Below are 19,198 nucleotides of genomic sequence, written 5' to 3'. Positions count from 1 at the left end.
TTTATTGTGAATAATCATCGAGTAGACAGTTAATTATCATCAAAGCTGATATTTAGTGTGATGTGGCTATATAAAGCTGACGTAGAAACGCGTAGGATCAACTCAACTTTAGATCAAATACTAGGTTGCACTTTGGTGCATAAACAGAAGAATACATGAAACTAACAGCAAAACCCTCAGCTAGTAACGCTTTACTTATTTCTATTACGACACCGGACTTCAAAGGTGACGAAGCAAAAGAGTCTCTTGCCGAACTTGCTCGCTTAGTAACAACCCTAGGGTTTAAAGTGGTCGGTACTCAATCGCAGCACCACAGTTCAACTCAACGACAAAACGTGTTGGGTGCTGGTAAGCTTGCGGAAATTGCACACCTAACCGGCTACCAAGGTTCGATTGAAGAAGCAGAAGATGAAGACTTCCTTGATGAATCTGGTCTGTTTGATTCAGAAATCGACGAGCTAGATTTTGATGATCTTCCAACGGGCGACTTTCAATACGGCGCTGCTGATGTTGTGGTATTCGACTGTGATTTGAGCCCGTCTCAACTGCGTAATGTCGAATCTCACCTAGGTGTCGAAGTTTTTGACCGTACAGGCATCATCATTGAGATCTTCAGTCGCCACGCTCGTACTCGTACTGCTCGTCTGCAAGTTGATATCGCTCGTCTAAACTATTTAGTGCCACGACTTCGTGAAACGGCTGAGGGTGACAAAGAGCGCCAGATGGGTCAGGGCGCTGGTGAAACTTCACTAGAGCTAGACCGTCGTAACGTACGTGACCAAATTGCTGCGCTTAAGCGTGAGCTAGTAAGCGTACAAGATGAAATGAAGACCCGACGCACAAGGCGCGCGGAGCTTTTCACTGTTGCTTTAGTTGGCTACACCAATGCCGGTAAGTCTTCGATGATGCGTGCAATGACCGCAACCGAAGTGGTGGGTGAAGATAAACTGTTCGCAACGCTAGACACCACGGTTCGTGCGCTTCAACCAATTACTCAGCCGCGTATTCTGGTTTCAGATACAGTAGGTTTCATCAAGAAACTGCCACACGATTTGGTTGCTTCGTTCCACTCTACGCTAGCAGAAGCGCATGATGCTTCATTGCTGCTTTATGTCGTTGATGCTTCTGACGTTTCATTCCGCGCACAACTTGATGTGGTACACGACGTATTGGCACAAGTGGGCGTTGAAGGTAGCGAAAAACTATTGGTGCTGAATAAGTGCGATAGATTGACGGAAGAACAGCAGTTAGAGCTGATCGAAGAATTCCCAGATGCGATGCTAACGTCGACTCGTGATCCGTTAGATATCACTAAACTGCACAAGTACATCGTTGGTGTTGCTGAAGAAGGCATGATCGAAGAAGAGATCACTATCCCTTATTCTGGCCAAGGCATAATTGGTGAGATTCGCTCAAACATGAGTGTGGTAAAAGAAGAGTACGACTACGAGTGTATTAAATTGACCGTTCGCTCAAGCGCGATTGATTTGGCACGCTTGAAAAAGCGTATGCAGAAATCTTAATCTTTTAGCTAGCTTAAGAAGAATGACCAAAAGAAAAGCGACCTAAGTGGTCGCTTTTTTCGTTTTTGGAGCCTAGCTAATTTTAGTTTAGCTGACTAATGAGTCACTTACGCCATTCTTTGAGTTGGCTTCCAGCGTGCCAGTTCTGGTTCAAGCTTGATACCTTGCGAAGTCAGTAGGTTAACACGTGCTAAGTAAGCCGCACCGTGCATCAGGTGCTTGGCTAGGTCTACTGCATTACGTTGTTGGTAATCATCTAGGTAGCTGTCTTTTGCCCATGCGTTGAATGCGCCAAGTGCAGGGCCTGCCCATACTTGATAATCCATTTCACGGCCTTGTTCGCCTGTGTTTGACCAACGGCTAGAAAGACCCAAGTACCAGCGGAAAATCAACGCCATTTTACGTTTCGGGTTGCCTTCAGCACGTTCGATCTGTTTAGGGTCGCGCTCGTTAAAGTGCGCCACAGTACCAGCCCAAATATCATCCAGTGTTGAACGGAATACTTGCTTCTCTAGCTTTTGACGCTCTTCAACTGGAATCGCTTCAATCGAGTCGTAACGTGTGTAGATCTCGTACAGCTTGTTCGCACGCATTGGGAATAAGGTACCGCGCTTAACCACTTGCAGCTTCACGCCCATTTCGAACATGTCTGCCGCCGGAGCCATAGTCACGTCAGCCATTTCGGTTGTCGAAAGCAGCTTACGTGTGTGTTCGCTCGCGCCGGCCTCAACACACGCTTGGTTGATTGAACCAGTAACAATGTATGCCGCACCCATGTTAAACGTTGCTAGAGCAGCGTCAGGCGTACCTACGCCACCACCACAACCGACACGTAGCGGTGTTTTGAATTGGTACTGAGCTTGGATTTGCTCTTTCAGTGCCAGAATCGTTGGTAACAGGGTTACTAGCGGACGATTATCGGTGTGACCACCAGAATCGGCCTCTGCAGTAATGTCATCAGCCATAGGAACCAGTTGTGCCAGTTCCATCTGTTCTGCTGTGATTCGGCCTTCATCAACCAGAGCTTGCAGCATTTTTACAGGAGCAGGCTGCATGAATTTACTTGCGACTTCAGTACGGCTCACCTTAGCAATAACCTTGTTGCCAATCTGTATCTTGCCTTGTGCATCGCGGCTAAGACCTGCAGCACGGTAATGAACGATTTGCGGTGTTAAACCTAAGAAGGCAGAAGCCTCAACGGTTTTTACCTTGTGCTTCAAAAACAGCTCAACACTGCCGCGTTCTAGCGCAGGTTCGCTTGGGCTGTGAATCAGGTTAAACGCGTAAGGACCGTTTGGTAGTGCAGCTTGAATGCGGTTGATCGCTTGCTCAACACGAGACGGGATTAAGCCCGCCGCGCCAAATGAACAAAGAATGCCAGCTTGACCAAGCGCAATCACCAACTCTTCAGATGAAATGCCGTTTGCCATTGCGCCTGCATAGTAAGCGTATTTAACGCCATGACAGCGACGAAAATCTTCGTCGCCTAGGCTTTGCGTACCAAGAGCTGGAGCAAAGGCGCTAACAGGTTGGCTGTTTGCTGAGCTTGCTGAATCACCCGATGCAATCTCTGCTTGTTGGCTAACGCCTAAACCTTTTTCTGGGTGGTTCACTACGTAACAAGCAAGGCTTAGATCTTTCAAGATTGTCGACATTGCCGCGCTATCGAAACGCGTTGTGTTCTCTTCGATCTGCCAAGGCCACGGAGATAGCTTTTCGTTATTGATTGTAGTTTGAGTTGTCATACTAAATTCTTTCCTAATTCTCTGTCTCTAATGGCGGCTTATGCTTTCTTGATACCAGGAGCTTTATCGGTAGCAGGGGCTTCTTCGATACAAATCGCGATGTCTTTCACTTCGTAAATACGCAGACCATCTTTGCTCAGGTTTGCGTCGCCAACGATGATACGTTTGCCGTCTTCGTCTTTAATCGCAGTGATGTGTACATCCAGAGACATTTGCTTGTTCAGAGGGTTAATCTGACCACGGTATTTCCATTTCACTTCAGATTGGATTTGACCAAATTTCGGATTGCGGAAGCCTGCGCCAAGATCTTTGTTTAGCGCGTAGGTTTGCATCAGTTCGATGATCGCTTCGACACCTAGAGAACCAGGCATTACCGGATCTTGATGGAAGTGGAACTGGAAGAACCAATCACTAGGGTCGATCGTACGCTCAGCGTATAGGTAACCAAGACCATCTTTACCACCATCACTGGTGAGCTGCACGGTATCGATGAAGTTCAAACGACCGCCAGCCAATTGGTAATGCTCTTGCACTTCACCAGTAGCAGAAACAGGTGCATTGAAGTAACGCGTCGTTTTATCTAGTAGGTTGATGTTTACATCCGGAGTGCGGTTGTTATCAACGTGCCAAGGGTGAGTCACTTTACCGTTGTCCAAACCAAGTTGATCTTTCAGTGCTGCGCCCTTGAAGTAACCAAATACCGCCGTACCTTGGTAGAAAGGCACGCCGTCAGTACTCAGTTCGAAGCTGAAGCTCTGTACGATGTTAGTACCCATCATTACCGTTGAAAGCAGACGAGAATCGTTGGTGATCGTTTTGCCACGCAAGTCGACGTTACGCAGCATTTTGCCGCTGCCATCTAGGTTACGGAAAAACAGTTCTTCACCTGGGAAGCCAAGCGTGGTGCCCATGTAGCCAGAGATAAAGCCGTTTGGCTGCAGTGAAATCTCCATCAATACCGAATAAGGCATCAAGGTGTGGTGGCTGTTTTCATCAAAGTACCATGCATTTTCTGGCACTTCGTATTCTGCGATACACGATGAAGGCTTCTTGAAGTCGCCACGCTTGCCATCAATCTCTACGACACGAGTGGTTAGCTGCAGATCGCCACACGGAGTACGTGGTGGAATCATGCCACGGTAGATAGAGAAGTCAGGGCCGAAACATTTCTCGATATCGCCTGTTGCGAATTCGAACATGTGGTAAGGCGTGAACGGAACCGTATCTGGAGTGCGATTTGGGTAGTCTGGAGTCACCGGCGCTTCAACGTGTTGAAGAGGAATCACGCCTTTATTTGGCGCTGTTTCTAGGTCTTCAATTTGAGCCATAAGTGGCGCATTTGCTGAAGCTTGTTGATTCACTGCTGGTGTATGGCCCAAGTTTTCGATAACAGGGGTTGCGACAGCTGTTTCTAAAGAAGGCAGGTAACGAGTACATTCGTCGTCTTCTTTGATCATTACACCTAAGTTTTGGAAATCAACAATCACTTTGCCGTTCAGCAAAATATCGATGTTAGCTTTCGCGTATGGGCGAGGGCTTAGACCAATCTCGGTCACTTCCATGCGGTAAGTCAGTTCTGCCGATTGTGGTAGAACTTGACCACGACAGCGTACTTGTTGAGGCGCATTTTCAAGCGGCTGGAAACGACCATTTTGAACAAGCGTGTGCATGCCAAGGTGCATCATGAAGAATTGCAGCAGTTGACCACAACCTTCTGCCATCAAAGAGCCGGCCATTACTGAGTCATCTTTGAAATGACAAGGGAAGTACCAATGCTCAGGCTCTAGCTGTTTGTGACCTTCAATCAGACCAAGTCCCCATGTGCCGCCTTGCGGTTCAACACGGCTGACCTTTTCGATCATCATGAATTTCTCTGAGCTGAAACATAAAGAAGGTTGGTGGCGATCAGATTGGTGAGTTGGGCCAAAACACTCTGCGATGTTTGCAGTCAGTAGGTGACGCAGTTCTTGGTGGTTAAACTGGGTTTTAGGGCAGTGCAACATTGGGTCGAAGCGTTGCTTAGTTGCAAGCTTACGAGCTTTGATTTCGTCTTCAGTGTGAATCACACCTTTGCCGTCGGCTAGCTCTTCATCAGTGAAGAAGCCTGCACAACCGTTGTCCATTTTCAGGATCATCTTGTCGCCAACGAAACATTCGTACGAGAAGAAGAACAGCAACGTATCGCCATTGCGAGCAAAGCTATTGATTGAGATATCGTAACGCAGCGTATCGCCACCACGAGGCAAGTCGCCAAGGAAAGTTAATGTGCAATCAAGCAGGCGGTAAACACGTTCGCCTTTGTTTTCAAAATCAATGCCTAAGTAGCTAATCAGCATTAGGTCACACTGACCAGATTCTACCGCGACAGCCCAAGGGATCTGACCATCGACAAGATACGGCGCATCAACTGGGATGTCGTATTCTGTGGTCATGGTGCTTGGCTTGTATTCGTTCACTGTCGCGTTGAGCTTGGTTACACGAGATACCAATAGGTAGTCAGTGGTTGGTAAGCGAACGCGGCGCGAGTAGCTATCGATGATCGCGTAGTCAGGACCAAATACATTGGCGATATCACCTTCAGCGTATTCAACCAGATCATCGTAATCCCAGATACATGGCTTACGGATAGGTTTTACTGGTGCTGGCGTCGTAAGTGCGTTTACTGGCACTGACTGAACTTGAGCTGGTTGAGCTGATGTTTCAGCTGAGCTATCTAAACCAGACGTAATTGCGTTTAACTGTGCCTTTAATAGTGCATCAGCCATCTGCATGCCTTGGGCACGAGTGTGCAGGAATGCTTTGTGTACTTGCTGGGCCGCTTGCTGGTTTTGAGCAAAAGCTTGGTTATGTGGTGTTACAGACGGTTGTAATGCTGCATCCGTCTTAGCGTCGATTTGAGACGCGCCATTTTTAGCGGATAGGACATGAGTCATATTGCTGTGGTTACCTGTTAGCTGACTGTGGCGAGTTGGCGCCAGAGTAGGGGATACTGATGTAGGAGTTTCGATGACTGGCTCTACCGCGTTCTGCGCTAATGCCTTCTTCTCTAACTCTTTTTGCGCAAGGGCTGCTTTGATGTTTGCTGTCGTTGGAATCGACGCCACTTTTGCTGCTTGTTTGCCAGAAGCTTTCTGCTGAATCGTTGCCAAGTTAGTCACTGGGGTTTGGGCAATATGTTGATAGATATCGCGACCACCAAGAGTCACTTGCTTAACCAATTGACGTTTAGCATCGCTCGCCAGTTCATTGCTTAAACGAACGGAAAGTGACTGAGATTCAACACTCGACTGGCTTAGTAGCAGCTGTGAACATTGTCCTTCGCTGATGTTGGCAACAATCGCGCTCTTAGAGCTGATATTTGGATTCAGAGACTCAAGGTTCAGGTTGAGGAGACCGTGTAGCAGGCTTGCCATGCCAGAAGCTGCAGAGCAGTGACCAACACGTTGGCTCGCTTGAGTGGTCTTGGTAACTTCTAAGTTGAGAGATACAAGCTCGTGTGACAAAGACTCAGGTGCATGGTTAAGCTCAAGCAGAGAAACATCGTTTGAGCTCATACCGACTTGAGTCAGTAACTCATCAGCAACGGCGTTGCTACGCTCGCTTGAACCAAAGGCCAATGCATTGATGCTGCCGTAAGCCGTATCTTGGTTTCCGGTGGCTCGACTCTCTTCAACAAGAACGATTGCACCAGCGCCTTCACCGACATTCCAACTGCCGTCTTGCGGTTGTCCGAATTTAGGATCAAGTGACACTGGGCTCACGCTGTTCTTCAGAATCACATGTTCTGCGCTGCCGCTAAGGTCAACGGCTGCAATCACGACTGCATCCATGGATTCTTGCGACATTAGGTTTTGTGCGACATCGATACAACGAGCAACCGACTGTTCAGCGGCTGAAATCGTAAAGGCAGGGCCGTTAAAGTCCCACAATGAAGAGATGCGCGAAGCCATGATATTACCGATGAAACTGGTGTACTGGTTCAGCTTGGCTGCGTCCATCACACTGTCCATCGCAATGGTTTCTAGCGCTTGGTATTCGTCTTGTGTCAGCTCAATCCCCATGTTGGTAAAGCTGTCAGCCAATTGGCTATGCAGGTTTACGCGTCCACGGAATTGGTGCATCTCAAGCTCTGTTTCCATAGCGACGAGTACTGCTACCTTTTGGCCAGCTACAAGCTTGGCATCTTTGATGGCTTCGTCTGCAACTTTCATCAGTAGCAACTGCTGAGAGATCAAACGGTCATCTTCATTAGGCGGCACTTTGAAGCGTAGGAAATCGAGGTCGAATTGATCGATGTACGCGCCATTTGGAATGCCGTGTAAACCAAACTGATTCAGCAGTTCTGGATGTTGGTCTAAGCCTTTCCAGCGTTTCTTCGGCAAGGCAATGAAAGCATCGCTGTTAGTCTCAATCGCAGTGCTTAGTGCATTGATGCTTTGCAGAGAACCGAAGTGAGACGCGAGACCAGTAATGCTTAAATTAGGCGATTGTAGGCTTGGAGATGCTGACTCTAGAGTCTGGTTTGCATGACCCGTACCTGAATACGCTTCAAGCAGTAAGTGAGCATTACAACCACCGAAACCAAATACAGAAACACCCGCACAGCGCTCTTGGTTGCCCGCTTTACTTGGCCAAGGTTGCACTTGTGTTGGTAGCGTCTGTGAACCAAATAAACCTTCTGGCGACGATAGTGGCTTGTCCAAATTAATACTTGGAGGAAGCACACCTTCTTTCATCGCGAAGATCATCTTCATGATCCCAGGCATACCTGCTGCCGTCAGTAAGTGACCGAGATTTGACTTGGCAGAGCCAATCAATGGCGGGTTAGAACCATTCAACTTGTCAGCAAAGAAACGTTCCATTGAGGTTAACTCAACCTTGTCACCTAACGGTGTGCCGGTTGCGTGGCACTCAATCACTTCAATGCTGTCTGGTGATAGGTTTGAAGCCTCGTAAGCGCGTTCAAAGGCTTGGACTTGTCCCTTGCTATTTGGACTTAATACGAACTGGCCACGGCCATCGTTCGACAAGCCAATACCGCTGACGACTGCGTAGATGTTGTCGCCATCACGCTCTGCATCAGCTAAGCGTTTTAGCACTAAAACACCGGCACCTTCGCCAGCAAACAGGCCTTTACTGTTGCTATCAAACGGAACCGACACACCGTGGTCAGGGTAAGCGTGGAAAATGGAAAAACCCATGTTGATAAAGAATGGGTCAGCACCGGATACCGCGCCTGCCAACATCATGTCGGCTTTGCCCGTGTTCAAGTAATCACACGCTAACTTCAATGAATACACTGAGCTTGCACATGCCGCATCTAGGCTAAGTTGTACGTTGCCTAAACCTAGCGCATCAGCTACTAACTTAGAGGCGTTGTGTGCTGCAGCACCGTTGATCGGGTTGAGGTCTTGAACAGTTTCATTGGTTGGTAGCAGTGAAAACTGGTCATTATTCAATTTATCTTTAAGTGCTTTCTCGACCACTGAGTGATACATCGGCAGAAACAGGTCGTTTGAGCGTGTGGTTGGGAACGAAAGGGCACCCATGATCACGCCTGTGCGCTCTAAAACATCGGTATTCAAATCAATGCCAGCGTCGACTAAAGCCTTACGACTGGTATCCAAAGCCCATAGGAAACTCTGGTCAACACCTTTGAATGATTCGGCTGTTAAGCGGTAGCCATTGCCATCGAAATTGAAGTTTTCGATGTAGCCACCTTTATCACAGTAAAAGCGGTCTGACTCACCTTGCACACCCTGATAGCTTTCAGGCTTAGCACCTAACTTGTCAGCGCTTAATGTGGTTCGAGAATCTTTTTTGTTCAGCAAGTTTTGCCAAAAATCTTTTGGCGTATCAGCTTCCGGGTATTGGTTGGCAATACCGACAATCGCGATCTTATTGCACTTCACTTGCTGCTTATTCTGAGCCTGATATTGAGAACTCATACTAGCTCTCCTTGATGATTCACTGCGCTGCCATGAGACACACCACTTAATTGCTTAGCGGTGGTGATATGTTGTTCTAGCCCTTGAAGAAGTGGCTCGACAGACAGTGGGATTTGATGAGTAATGAGCTGACCAATGCACTTGATGAGCGTGACAACATCGTCACCGCCTTTGGCATTGGAAGCGATTGTGCAGTACTGGTCTGCTACGTTGTCGCTGCGGTTGATCTTGTCGATCAATGTGCTGGTTTGACGATCGGCACCCACTTCAATAAACAGGCGAGCACCTTGCTGACGCGCACTTTGGATCAACGCGGTGAAATCTAACGTTGAACAGAAGGTGTCGGCAATCGAAAGGGCGATGCTGTCGCTGTCGATATTGATTGGTGCACCAGTCGGTAGACCTGCTGCGCTGATAAAGCGGATATGCTTTGGCAACTCGTCGAACAGTGGTTGCGTGTAAAACTCTCGCACTTGGTTATGCTGGCTTAACGCTGGTGTGGTGTGCATTGCAGTAACACGGTTCGCGGCAATGCCACGTTTACCCAGTTTCTTGAGTAGAGCACGACAAGTGTTTTCACAACCGGCCAGTACGCCGGTGTCACCTTGGATAATGGCAAGATAGGCTCGTGGAAACTCAGGTAATAGAGCCTCAATCGCTTGTGCATCACTGCGAACCACAAAGCTATTCCATTGGATGCTTTCGTCGCTGCTCAGCTGCCAATCTTGACGCACTGCGGTGAGCTCGCCCGAAATAGCAGTGGTGAAGATCGGACTGGTTTGAGTCATCTCAATCAGCGCGTGTGGGTTTTTCCAAACATTTAAGCTGGCCCACATCGAAGCTTCACCCTTGGAGTATCCCAAGGCGAAATCTGGCTGCACTTTGAATTCATCACATAGCAGTTGTGTTAACAGATAACTACTGCCCACACCGGCAATTGCCAATTCACTGAGTGACATTTCTTGCGAGTCTTCAGCGTAGGTTTTTTCTGCCTGCAGCATCTCTTTCAAGTTACCTTCTCGCTCTAAGCGGGAAAATAACTGTGGGAAATGGTGGTGAAACTCGCGCAACATGCCGGGATAAACCGTGCCAACACCAGGGTAAACAAATGCAACGCCACCTTTGCTTTGAGGCTTTGGTGAGAAACAACTGCCTGCTGGAGTCTTGTATTGGCTATTTTCAGCCATTACTTTTGGTAACGTATTTTCTAGCGCAGTGAACTCTTGTATTGCAGCATCAATTGAAGCAGCTTGAATCACGATGTTCGCACCACGGCCAACATTGTGCTGAACACTTTGGAAGTGACTTAGGTTTGAATGCATTAAGGTGGCGATAGCAAGTTCGCGGTCTGCCGAATCACTAACGCATTTGAGCTCAGCTCTTAGTGAGGCCAACTGAGAAACTAATTCAGCTTGGTCATTGCCAGAAACCACAAGCATCAAACGCTCGCTAGATAGCAATGGCTTTGGTTGTTGCAAACCGGTCGCTTGAGTCAATATCAGGCTGGTGGCTTTTTGGCTATCGTCACTGAAAGTTAATGCAGCAACACGTGCTTTGTTCGGCTCAGTAAACCAGTAATGATTAGGTAATGAACGGCTCGATATCGCATTAACCATATTCAACAATTCATCAAACTGCTGCGAAGCAGAGAGCGCTGAGTACTGCTGTTGATGGCTTAGATCTGTAGCGGGGCGGCGAGCAATATCCAGAGCAAGCTGAACGCTATCTCCGGTAGTTGTATCTACAAAACCCGCTAGATAAGCGTGTGGATGAATCTTGTTTTGAGCAGCCGTCAACGCACTCAACATCAACAATGATGGTGAGTGAGAATCCAAACAAAGCTTAACAGCACTGCCTTGATTGACTGCCTCAATCGCTTGAGTAAGTGCTTGATTAAAATTGCCATCAACCACAACAGTCATCATTTCTGGAAGCGAAGATGATAAGTCGGCAGAAAGCTCAGCCGCGTTTGCTGGCTGAGCTAAAAGAGCGATGCGCAATGGCATCGCTTTATTAGTAGGAACAGTCACTATGACAATTGCTCCTTTTCTGCGTTCTTATTAGACTCTTTCTTCGATACTGTTGAGCTAGACTTCGGCAAAAATGCGTCATTTAAACTCTTGCTGATGGTGACTTTGGCACCTTTCATTACTGCGCTTAAACGACCATCTTGATGGTAAAGCGAGATATCAGCTTGCAGTGAACGAGCCGTGCTTTTTATCACGCTCAGCTCTAGCCAACCTTGGTCACCATTGTGCATCGGTGCGTAACAAACAAACTCACCGATTGCAGACGGTAGGCTTGCCGCGCCGTATTTTAATCGAGCCCATACCAGCATTGCTTGCAACAGATAATCTTCAGCAAATGGCTGACTATCGCCAAAACCTTGCTTAGGAATAAATGATCCGCAGTCGCTGTTTTCAATCTGAGGCAATTGGCACTGAGCCATTAAGCCTAAGTCGTCAAAGCGTTCGACTGAGGTGATACCTTGCAGTCTTGGTCCGTGAAACAGAGTGCCGTCACTGTATAGAGCTTGTGCCGTTGTTACAGGTGCTGAAGTGTTGGCTTCAAAGCGCTTTTCTGACGCTTGTTGAGCATCTTCAGACACTTGCACAGAGGCAACTTGCAACTGAGCTTGATACTGTGGTCGCCCTTGGCAACTGATCACCGCTTTTAGCTGCTCTTTTGATTTAGCATCAGAAGAAAGAACCAGTTTTAGCTCTTGCACTTCATCAGTATCAAAAATCACACCCTTAAGCAGTTTGTAGTTGTGAACGCTAACGTTCAGCCCTAACAGTTGCTCTGCCACTTCACGCATCCATTGGATGGCACACACTGTCGGTAACACTGGGTTACCGGCAATGCAGTGATCTTGAATGAAAGGCAATGCCTTTGGATCAAGATGACGTGTCACAGTAATGCTTGTACTCAGCGGACTCTCTGCAAGGTGCACAGACTCCGCATTAAGCTTTTTTACAGCAGCTTCCTTGTTGTCAGAACCTTGCATGCTCGTACCAACCAACAGCTGAATGCCAGTTTCGTTCAGTAGCTGAGAACTAAACAGTTCTGCACCAGCCTGAAGAGGAATTACGTAAACACCACGCTCTGTGAACATACGTTTCAGTGCTGCGTTGACCATGCCACCGTCCCACGGTCCCCAGTTGAAGCTCATCACTTTCGCTTTAGGGTTGCGAGCAGACAATTGTAGAGCCGCTTTGTTTAGGATCTCGTTAGACATCGAGTAATCGCTTTGGCCTGTGTTTCCGTAGAAGCCCGCCGCCGAAGAGAACATCGCAATCAGTTTTAGCTTGCTGCTATCAAGACCACCAAGAACCGCTTCTAGTCCGCCTACTTTGGTGCCGTAAACCATGTTCAGTTCATCAAGTGTTTTATCTTGAATGTGCTTGTCAGCCAGTACGCCTGCACCGTGGATAAGACCCGTGATGCCGTCGAAATTCGCCAGTGTTTTCGCTACAGACTCATGGTTCGACACATCTAGACTTAGGTATTCAGCGCTCGCGCCAATCTCGTTGAAAGCGGCAAGTGCTGCGTTGATTTCAAGGCTGCTCAATACCGGTTTTAGCAAGGTATCAACTTTCTTTGGCGTTGGTTTGTCACCTGTTGCTTGTAGGTGAGCAATAGCCGCTGGTTTAAGCTCTTTCTCTTGCTTGCCTTGTGCCCACTGAGGTAGCTCAGCTGAAGTAATATGCTTACTACGACCTGCAAGAATGAAGTGAGACTTACATTGCTTAGCAAGCGTCAGTGCACATTCAAACGTCACGCCTTTAGCGCCACCAGTTACGAGAACTTTGTCGCTCTTGGTGAGTTGAGCGCCTGTGTTTTTGGTTTGTGCAGCGCCTGGTGTTGCCGCAATCAATGTTGCACGACCAGATTCACCGTTTTCAGCATGGCTAAGACCGATTTCAACCGTGTTGGTATCGATATCGAACAGTTCGCCTGTGATAGCTTCAGCTAGGTGACGAGCATCAATAGAAGCGTCAGCATCCAATGCGCGGCAGAACACGTTTGACCATTCATGGCTTAGTGTCTTAGTTAGACCAGACAGCGCGGCTTGGTTAAGTTCCGCATTCATCAATTGCTTAGTATCTAGGTAACCAAAGCCACCATCGATACGGCTTAGTGTGAAGAATACACTACGACCAGAAACGGCATTTAATTGGCCATTTAGGTGCTTCGCGAATAAGAACGCTGTGGTTAGTGAAGCTCTGGAGTCTGCATTCAAGTTAACCGCTTGCTCGTTGCTTTGTTTCGCATCAACGATAGCTTGTAAATGAATGAAGCCAGCAATCACTTTGTTCGACGTTTTAAGGTCTGCTTCGATGTCGTTAATAACTGCAGTCACACCAGCATCATCGACGCTGTTGAGTGTGTAGCTTGCGATTTCACTGTTTAAAGGTGACGCGGCAGAAAGAGCACTACGCACTACAGCAACTTGAATGCCGTTAGCGGTCAACTTTTCTGCTAGAACACCGGCGTTGTGACCATCATCTGTGATCACGACACAAGCGTCTTTTGAGAAACAATCGACGAGTTTATCTGCCGCTGGTAGCTTTTTTAGCGCCACCTCATTGTGTGGAGGAAGTTCCGCTGTCGCTGTTTCTGCGATAGGCGTTACTGATTCAGCTTTTGGAGTCGCTACGGGTGCAGCAGCGGATAGCTTGCTTTGCATGTAAGTAACGATTTCACCAAGCGTACGACACTCAGCTAGGTCTTCAGGGTTTAGTTCTGGCAGCGTTGGTAGCTGGTCTTGAACTGTACCTAAAATCTCAACACGTTTGATTGAGTCGATACCAAGGTCTGCTTCCATATCCATCGCTAGGTCGAGCATTTCTGCTGGGTAGCCAGTTTTATCGGCAACCACTTCCATCATTGTTGATTGAACATGAGCAGGATTTAGGTCGTTGCTCGCGCTTTCTACAGTTGCTGCAGCGACTTCTGTACTCGTAGTAGCAGTAGCGCCTAGCTTGCTGTTCATGTAGTCAACGATTTCGCCCAGAGTACGACACTCAGCTAGGTCTTCAGGGTTCAGCTCTGGCAATGTTGGTAGCTGGTCTTGAACTGTTCCAAGGATCTCAACACGTTTGATTGAGTCGATGCCAAGGTCTGCTTCCATGTCCATTGCTAGGTCGAGCATTTCTGTTGGGTAGCCCGTTTTATCAGCAACTACGCTCAGCATTGTGCCTTGAACTTGTTCTGCGTTTAAACCGTTTGATACTGCTTGTACTGGTGCAGATGCTGGAGCAGAAGCCGGAAGCTTGCTGTTCATGTAGTCAACAATTTCGCCGAGAGTGCGACATTCAGCTAAGTCTTCAGGGTTTAGCTCTGGAAGAGTCGGTAATTCGTCTTGAACCGTACCTAGAATCTCAACACGCTTGATTGAGTCGATACCAAGGTCAGCTTCCATGTCCATTGCTAGATCTAGCATTTCAGTCGGGTAGCCCGTCTTCTCTGCGACTACTTCTAACATGGTTTTCTGAACGACAGCCGCATCTAGTCCATTGCTAGATGTTGCCGGAGCAACCATTGGTGCCTGTGAAGACACAGGAGCTGAAGCTGGAAGCTTGCTGTTCATGTAGGCAACGATTTCGCCAAGAGTACGACACTCAGCTAAGTCTTCAGGGTTTAGCTCCGGAAGAGTAGGCAGTTCATCTTGAACCGTACCAAGAATCTCAACACGCTTGATTGAGTCGATACCAAGGTCTGCTTCCATATCCATTTCTAGATCAAGCATTTCCGTTGGGTAACCGGTTTTCTCAGCAACCACTTCTAGCATGGTTTGTTGAACGACTTTCGCATCAAGACCGTTAGCGGCTTGAACAGGAGCGGTTGCGCTTGGCTGTGCTGCCACAGGCGCTGATGCTGGCATCTTGCTGTTCATGTAGGTAACGATTTCACCAAGAGTACGACACTCAGCTAAATCTTCAGGGTTCAGCTCAGGTAGGTTCGGCATTTCGTCTTGAACGGTACCAAGGATCTCTACGCGCTTGATTGAGTCGATACCAAGGTCTGCTTCCATGTCCATTTCTAGATCAAGCATTTCCGTTGGGTAACCCGTTTTCTCAGCGACCACTTCTAGCATCACTTTATCAGCATCTGCTGATTGTACTGCTACTGGTGCAGCCACAGGAGCTGGTTGTGCTTTTACTGGCACAGGCTGAGCTGCAACAGGCGCTGCCGCTTGAGCCGCTACTTGTGGTGCAGGAACGGCTTTCTGGACTGGAGCTTGCTGAGCTGCTGTCTTTTGAAGCGGTGCAGCTTGAACTGGCGCAGCTTGTACAGGAGCAGCTTGTACTTGAGCTACAGGTTCTTGAACGATAGCTGTTGGAGCCGCTTGAATCACTGGTTGAGCATTTACTGACGCAACGAAGGTTGGTTGTGCCGTTTGTACTGAACCTTGCGTCAGCATATTAAGTGCTGAGTTGTTGCTGTGCGCTTGCATCTCTAGGTAATGAGCGTGAGCTTTTAGCGTCTCTGCTTGGTGCTGGTGGAACATTTCCATAGAACGCTGTAGGTTCTCAGGAATTGCTACGCCTGCTGTTGCCATTTTCGCTTGCTCAGACATTAGGGTGTTGAATGTGTCACCGTATTGCTGAGGAATCGCAAGGAACTGCTGATGCACTTCTGCTGCTTGTTGTTGAGCATTGAAGAACGACTGCAATGAAGACTCATCTACCGTTACTTGAGCTGTTGGCTGACTAGTCGCTGGGGCAGTTTGAACCACTTGTGATTGTGGAGCACCTGTTGCTACTTGTGCACTTGGTGCTGGAGCAACTGACTGTTGTACATTTGAAGTTTGAGGAGCAGCCACAGGTACTTCAACGATTTCTGTTTTAATCACTTCTTTTTCCACGATTTTTTCGACTTCAACTTTCACTTCAATAATCTCAGTCTTTTCGGTGACGTTGCCTGAAGCCAATGATTGATCCATTTTCTTACGAGTAGCAGGGCTGATGTAGTTGGTTGCATTCAGCTTGATGTTCATTGGTGATGCCTTCGCAGGTTCAGCAATGTCAGCTTGGTAAGGGTCAATGTTGTCTAATGAAATACCTGCCACGCATAGTTGAACTGCAGCTAAACGAAGCTGTTGGTCACTGTCGCCTTTAGGGCTTGGGTTGATACTGATTGCGTAAAGCTCTTCGTTCTTATCAGCCAATGTTTTCTCAACCAGCTTTTGAAGAATGTTTTTCGGACCGAACTCAACGAATACACGCGCGCCTGCTTCATACATCGCTTCAATTTGCTCGCTGAAACGAACCGATTGCAGCATGTGCTGTTTGAATGCTTTCTTAATCGCTTTAGCGTCTTTGCTGTACAGCTTGCCCGTTGCATTTGAGTAAAGCGGCAGTGTTGGAGCGCTGAATGAAGCTTTATCAATTGCAGAAGCAAATGGTTTTTGAGCGTGAGCAACAAGCGGTGTGTGGAAAGCGCCAGAAACTGGCAGAGCAATCGCTTTGAAGCCTTGTTCAGTTAGCGCTTGTGCTGCTTGTTGAACCGTCGCAGTTGGACCTGCAATAACCAGTTGAGTCGGAGCGTTGTAGTTAGCAATACTCACGCCTTCAAATTGGCTGATGCAGCTTTCAACGGCTGGAAGTTTGTCTGCATCTATGATGACTGCAAACATAGTACCGCTGTCGCCTTGTTCAGGTGTCGCTGCCATCGCATCGCCACGAGCGAAAGCTAGCTGGTAGTAATCTTCTTGCGAGATAACACCCGATGCACATAACGCGCTTAGCTCACCAAAGCTGTGGCCTGCGACCATATCTGCTTTGAAGCCAGCTTGAGTCATGATGTCGAACTGACCCATAGACACAGTACCAATTGCACTTTGCGCATTGGCCGTGTTGGTTAACACAGCTTCTTGAGCTTTGGTTGCTTCTGGTGTGAAAGTTGGAATTGGGAACAGAATTTGCGATAAGGCCGTCTTCTTGTGCTGACCAAATACTTGATCCGCTTGAGCAAGCTGTTGGCGCATTTCTGGGTAATGACAAGCAAGCTCGCGACCCATGTTGAGGTATTGCGAACCTTGACCTGCAAATAGTGCCGCGACTTTACCTGCACCGTTTTCAGCAATCAGTGCTGACTCACGGTAGCTAGTACCGTTCGGCATCTGCCAATGTGTTTTGGTTTGGCTCTCAAGCATAGAAATCGCTTGAGTCAGTTGCGCTTGAAGGTCTGCTTGGTCAGTCACGACTAAACCAAGACGAGCATGCTGATCGTTTACTTCACGTAGAGAGTGTTGCTCAGCAAGTGCTTCCAGTTTGAACGCAGCATCGGCAGCTTGAGTTGAAACCTGTTTTAGCTCGTCGATCAGTGCTTGGCGAGATTCTGCGCTGAACAACAGAGTTTGCGGTACTTGGCGCTGACGGTATTTGTCACCGCGAGCGTGCTCTGGCGTGTACTCTTCTAATACAACGTGGAAGTTAGTGCCACCAAAACCGAATGAGCTGATACCTGCACGGCGCGGTGTGCCGTCGACACGTTGCATCCAAGGGCGCGTTTGTGTGTTTAGGTAGAATGGTGAGTTCTCGATGTCCAGTTTAGGATTCGGGCTCGACACGTTGATCGTTGGCGGAAGTACTTTGTGGTGTAGTGCCAGTGCAGCTTTGATTAAACCTGCAGTACCGGCGGTTGATTTGGTGTGACCAATTTGAGATTTCACAGAGCCTAACGCAATGTGTTGCTTCTCTTCGTTGTTCTCACTGAATACCGAGTTTAAGCCACCAAATTCAGCCACATCACCTGCTGCGGTACCTGTGCCGTGCGCTTCTAAAAGGCCAAGCGTGTGCGGTGCGAAACCAGCATCATCGTAAGCACGTTTTAGTGCTTTTGCTTGTCCTTCAGGGCGAGGCGCGTAAATACTCTTGAACTTACCATCCGAAGAAGAACCGACACCTTTAATTACCGAGTAGATTCTGTCGCCGTCGCGCTCAGCATCTTCAAGACGTTTCAGAGCAACCATGCCAATGCCTTCACCAATCATCATGCCTTTGGAGTCGATATCGAAAGGTTGAATGGTTTCATTAGTGGTAAATGCAGGTGTTTTCGAGAAACTCATGTACATGGTTGGTGAGTTATCAGTACACACACCACCTGTGATCATCATTTCACTGCGACCTTCAACCAGCTCACTCAGAGCCATGCGCATTGCGGCTAGAGAACCTGCACACGCAGCATCTACTACACAGTTAATGCCACCAAGGTCAAAGCGGTTAGCAATACGACCTGAAATAACGTTACCCAATGAACCAGGGAACGAGTTCTCTTCCCAGTGGATGTATTGGTCTTGGAACTTTTTGATCAGCATTTCGCTGTCTTCGTCGTTGATGCCACTGCTCTTGAAGACTTTTTTCAAAACAGGGTATTGAAGACGAGCATTTAGGCTTTGAGCGATCTTCTGACCACCACCCACACCGAGCGTAATACCGATCTTATCGCGATCGTAACCTTCAGGAAGTTTCGCATCTTCAAGTACTTCTTTTGCCACGATCAGAGAAAGCAGCTGTGACGTATCAGTCAGTTCAAGGATATTTGGCGGAAGACCGAACTCCATAGGGTTGAAGTCAACTTCTGGGATGAAACCACCGCGCTTACAGTAAGATTTGTCTGGCGTTGTACGATCTGAATCGTAGTAATCTTCTGGACGCCAGTGCGTATCAGGCACTTCGGTAATTGCATCGATCTTTTCGCTGATCAAATCCCAGAACTTGTTTAAGTAACGAGAGTTCGCAAACATGCTTGCCATTCCAACGATAGCAATAGGCATGTCTTTAAGACGTTTATTAAGTCGAGTGTCGTCGACTGATTCCGGGGTATTTTTTTCGGGTTGGCTCATTATGAGTCTCCACTTGAAATCACTGAGGGCGATGTCGTGTTTTGAGGCTGCGCTTTTAATTGAATCGAAAATAAATCTGAAACAGATTTGGACAAACGCAGCTGAAGAGTAAGGCTACCGAAAATCGGC

At 47.9% G+C, this 19,198-nt stretch carries 5 protein-coding genes; 1 reads left to right on the top strand and 4 read right to left on the bottom strand.

Features of this window, described 5'->3' with window-relative positions:
• Positions 1 to 155 precede the first annotated feature (155 nt).
• Positions 156 to 1,523, top strand: a complete 1,368-nt coding sequence (gene hflX / locus ACED45_RS07250; RefSeq protein WP_371713634.1) for a GTPase HflX — start codon at positions 156 to 158, stop codon at positions 1,521 to 1,523.
• A gap of 107 nt (positions 1,524 to 1,630) precedes the next feature.
• Here hflX and pfaD read toward each other — a convergent pair whose 3' ends face one another.
• The 4 genes from pfaD to ACED45_RS07230 are packed head-to-tail and all read right to left on the bottom strand — an operon-like array spanning position 1,631 to position 19,069.
• Positions 1,631 to 3,268 (bottom strand): eicosapentaenoate synthase subunit PfaD, encoded by a 1,638-nt coding sequence (pfaD, locus tag ACED45_RS07245; RefSeq protein WP_371713633.1) that lies wholly within the window; start codon positions 3,266 to 3,268, stop codon positions 1,631 to 1,633.
• A 38-nt stretch (positions 3,269 to 3,306) separates the two neighbouring features.
• Positions 3,307 to 9,216, bottom strand: a complete 5,910-nt coding sequence (locus ACED45_RS07240) for a hotdog fold thioesterase (protein ID WP_371713632.1) — start codon at positions 9,214 to 9,216, stop codon at positions 3,307 to 3,309.
• Positions 9,213 to 11,246 carry a PfaB family protein gene (locus ACED45_RS07235; RefSeq protein WP_371713631.1) on the bottom strand — a complete coding sequence of 678 codons (2,034 nt, stop codon included), beginning with the start codon at positions 11,244 to 11,246 and terminating at the stop codon, positions 9,213 to 9,215. The genes ACED45_RS07240 and ACED45_RS07235 overlap by 4 nt, the downstream gene beginning before the upstream one ends.
• Positions 11,246 to 19,069, bottom strand: coding sequence for a phosphopantetheine-binding protein (locus tag ACED45_RS07230; RefSeq protein WP_371713630.1), 7,824 nt, complete (start codon positions 19,067 to 19,069; stop codon positions 11,246 to 11,248). Before ACED45_RS07230 ends, ACED45_RS07235 begins: the two co-directional genes overlap by 1 nt.
• Between the last annotated feature and the right edge of the window lie 129 nt (positions 19,070 to 19,198).

The organism is Vibrio crassostreae (assembly GCF_041439375.1).
Classification (GTDB): Bacteria; Pseudomonadota; Gammaproteobacteria; order Enterobacterales; family Vibrionaceae; genus Vibrio; species Vibrio crassostreae_D.
Note: the sequence above shows the minus strand (reverse complement) of the source record. Positions and strands in the feature narration are given on the sequence as shown.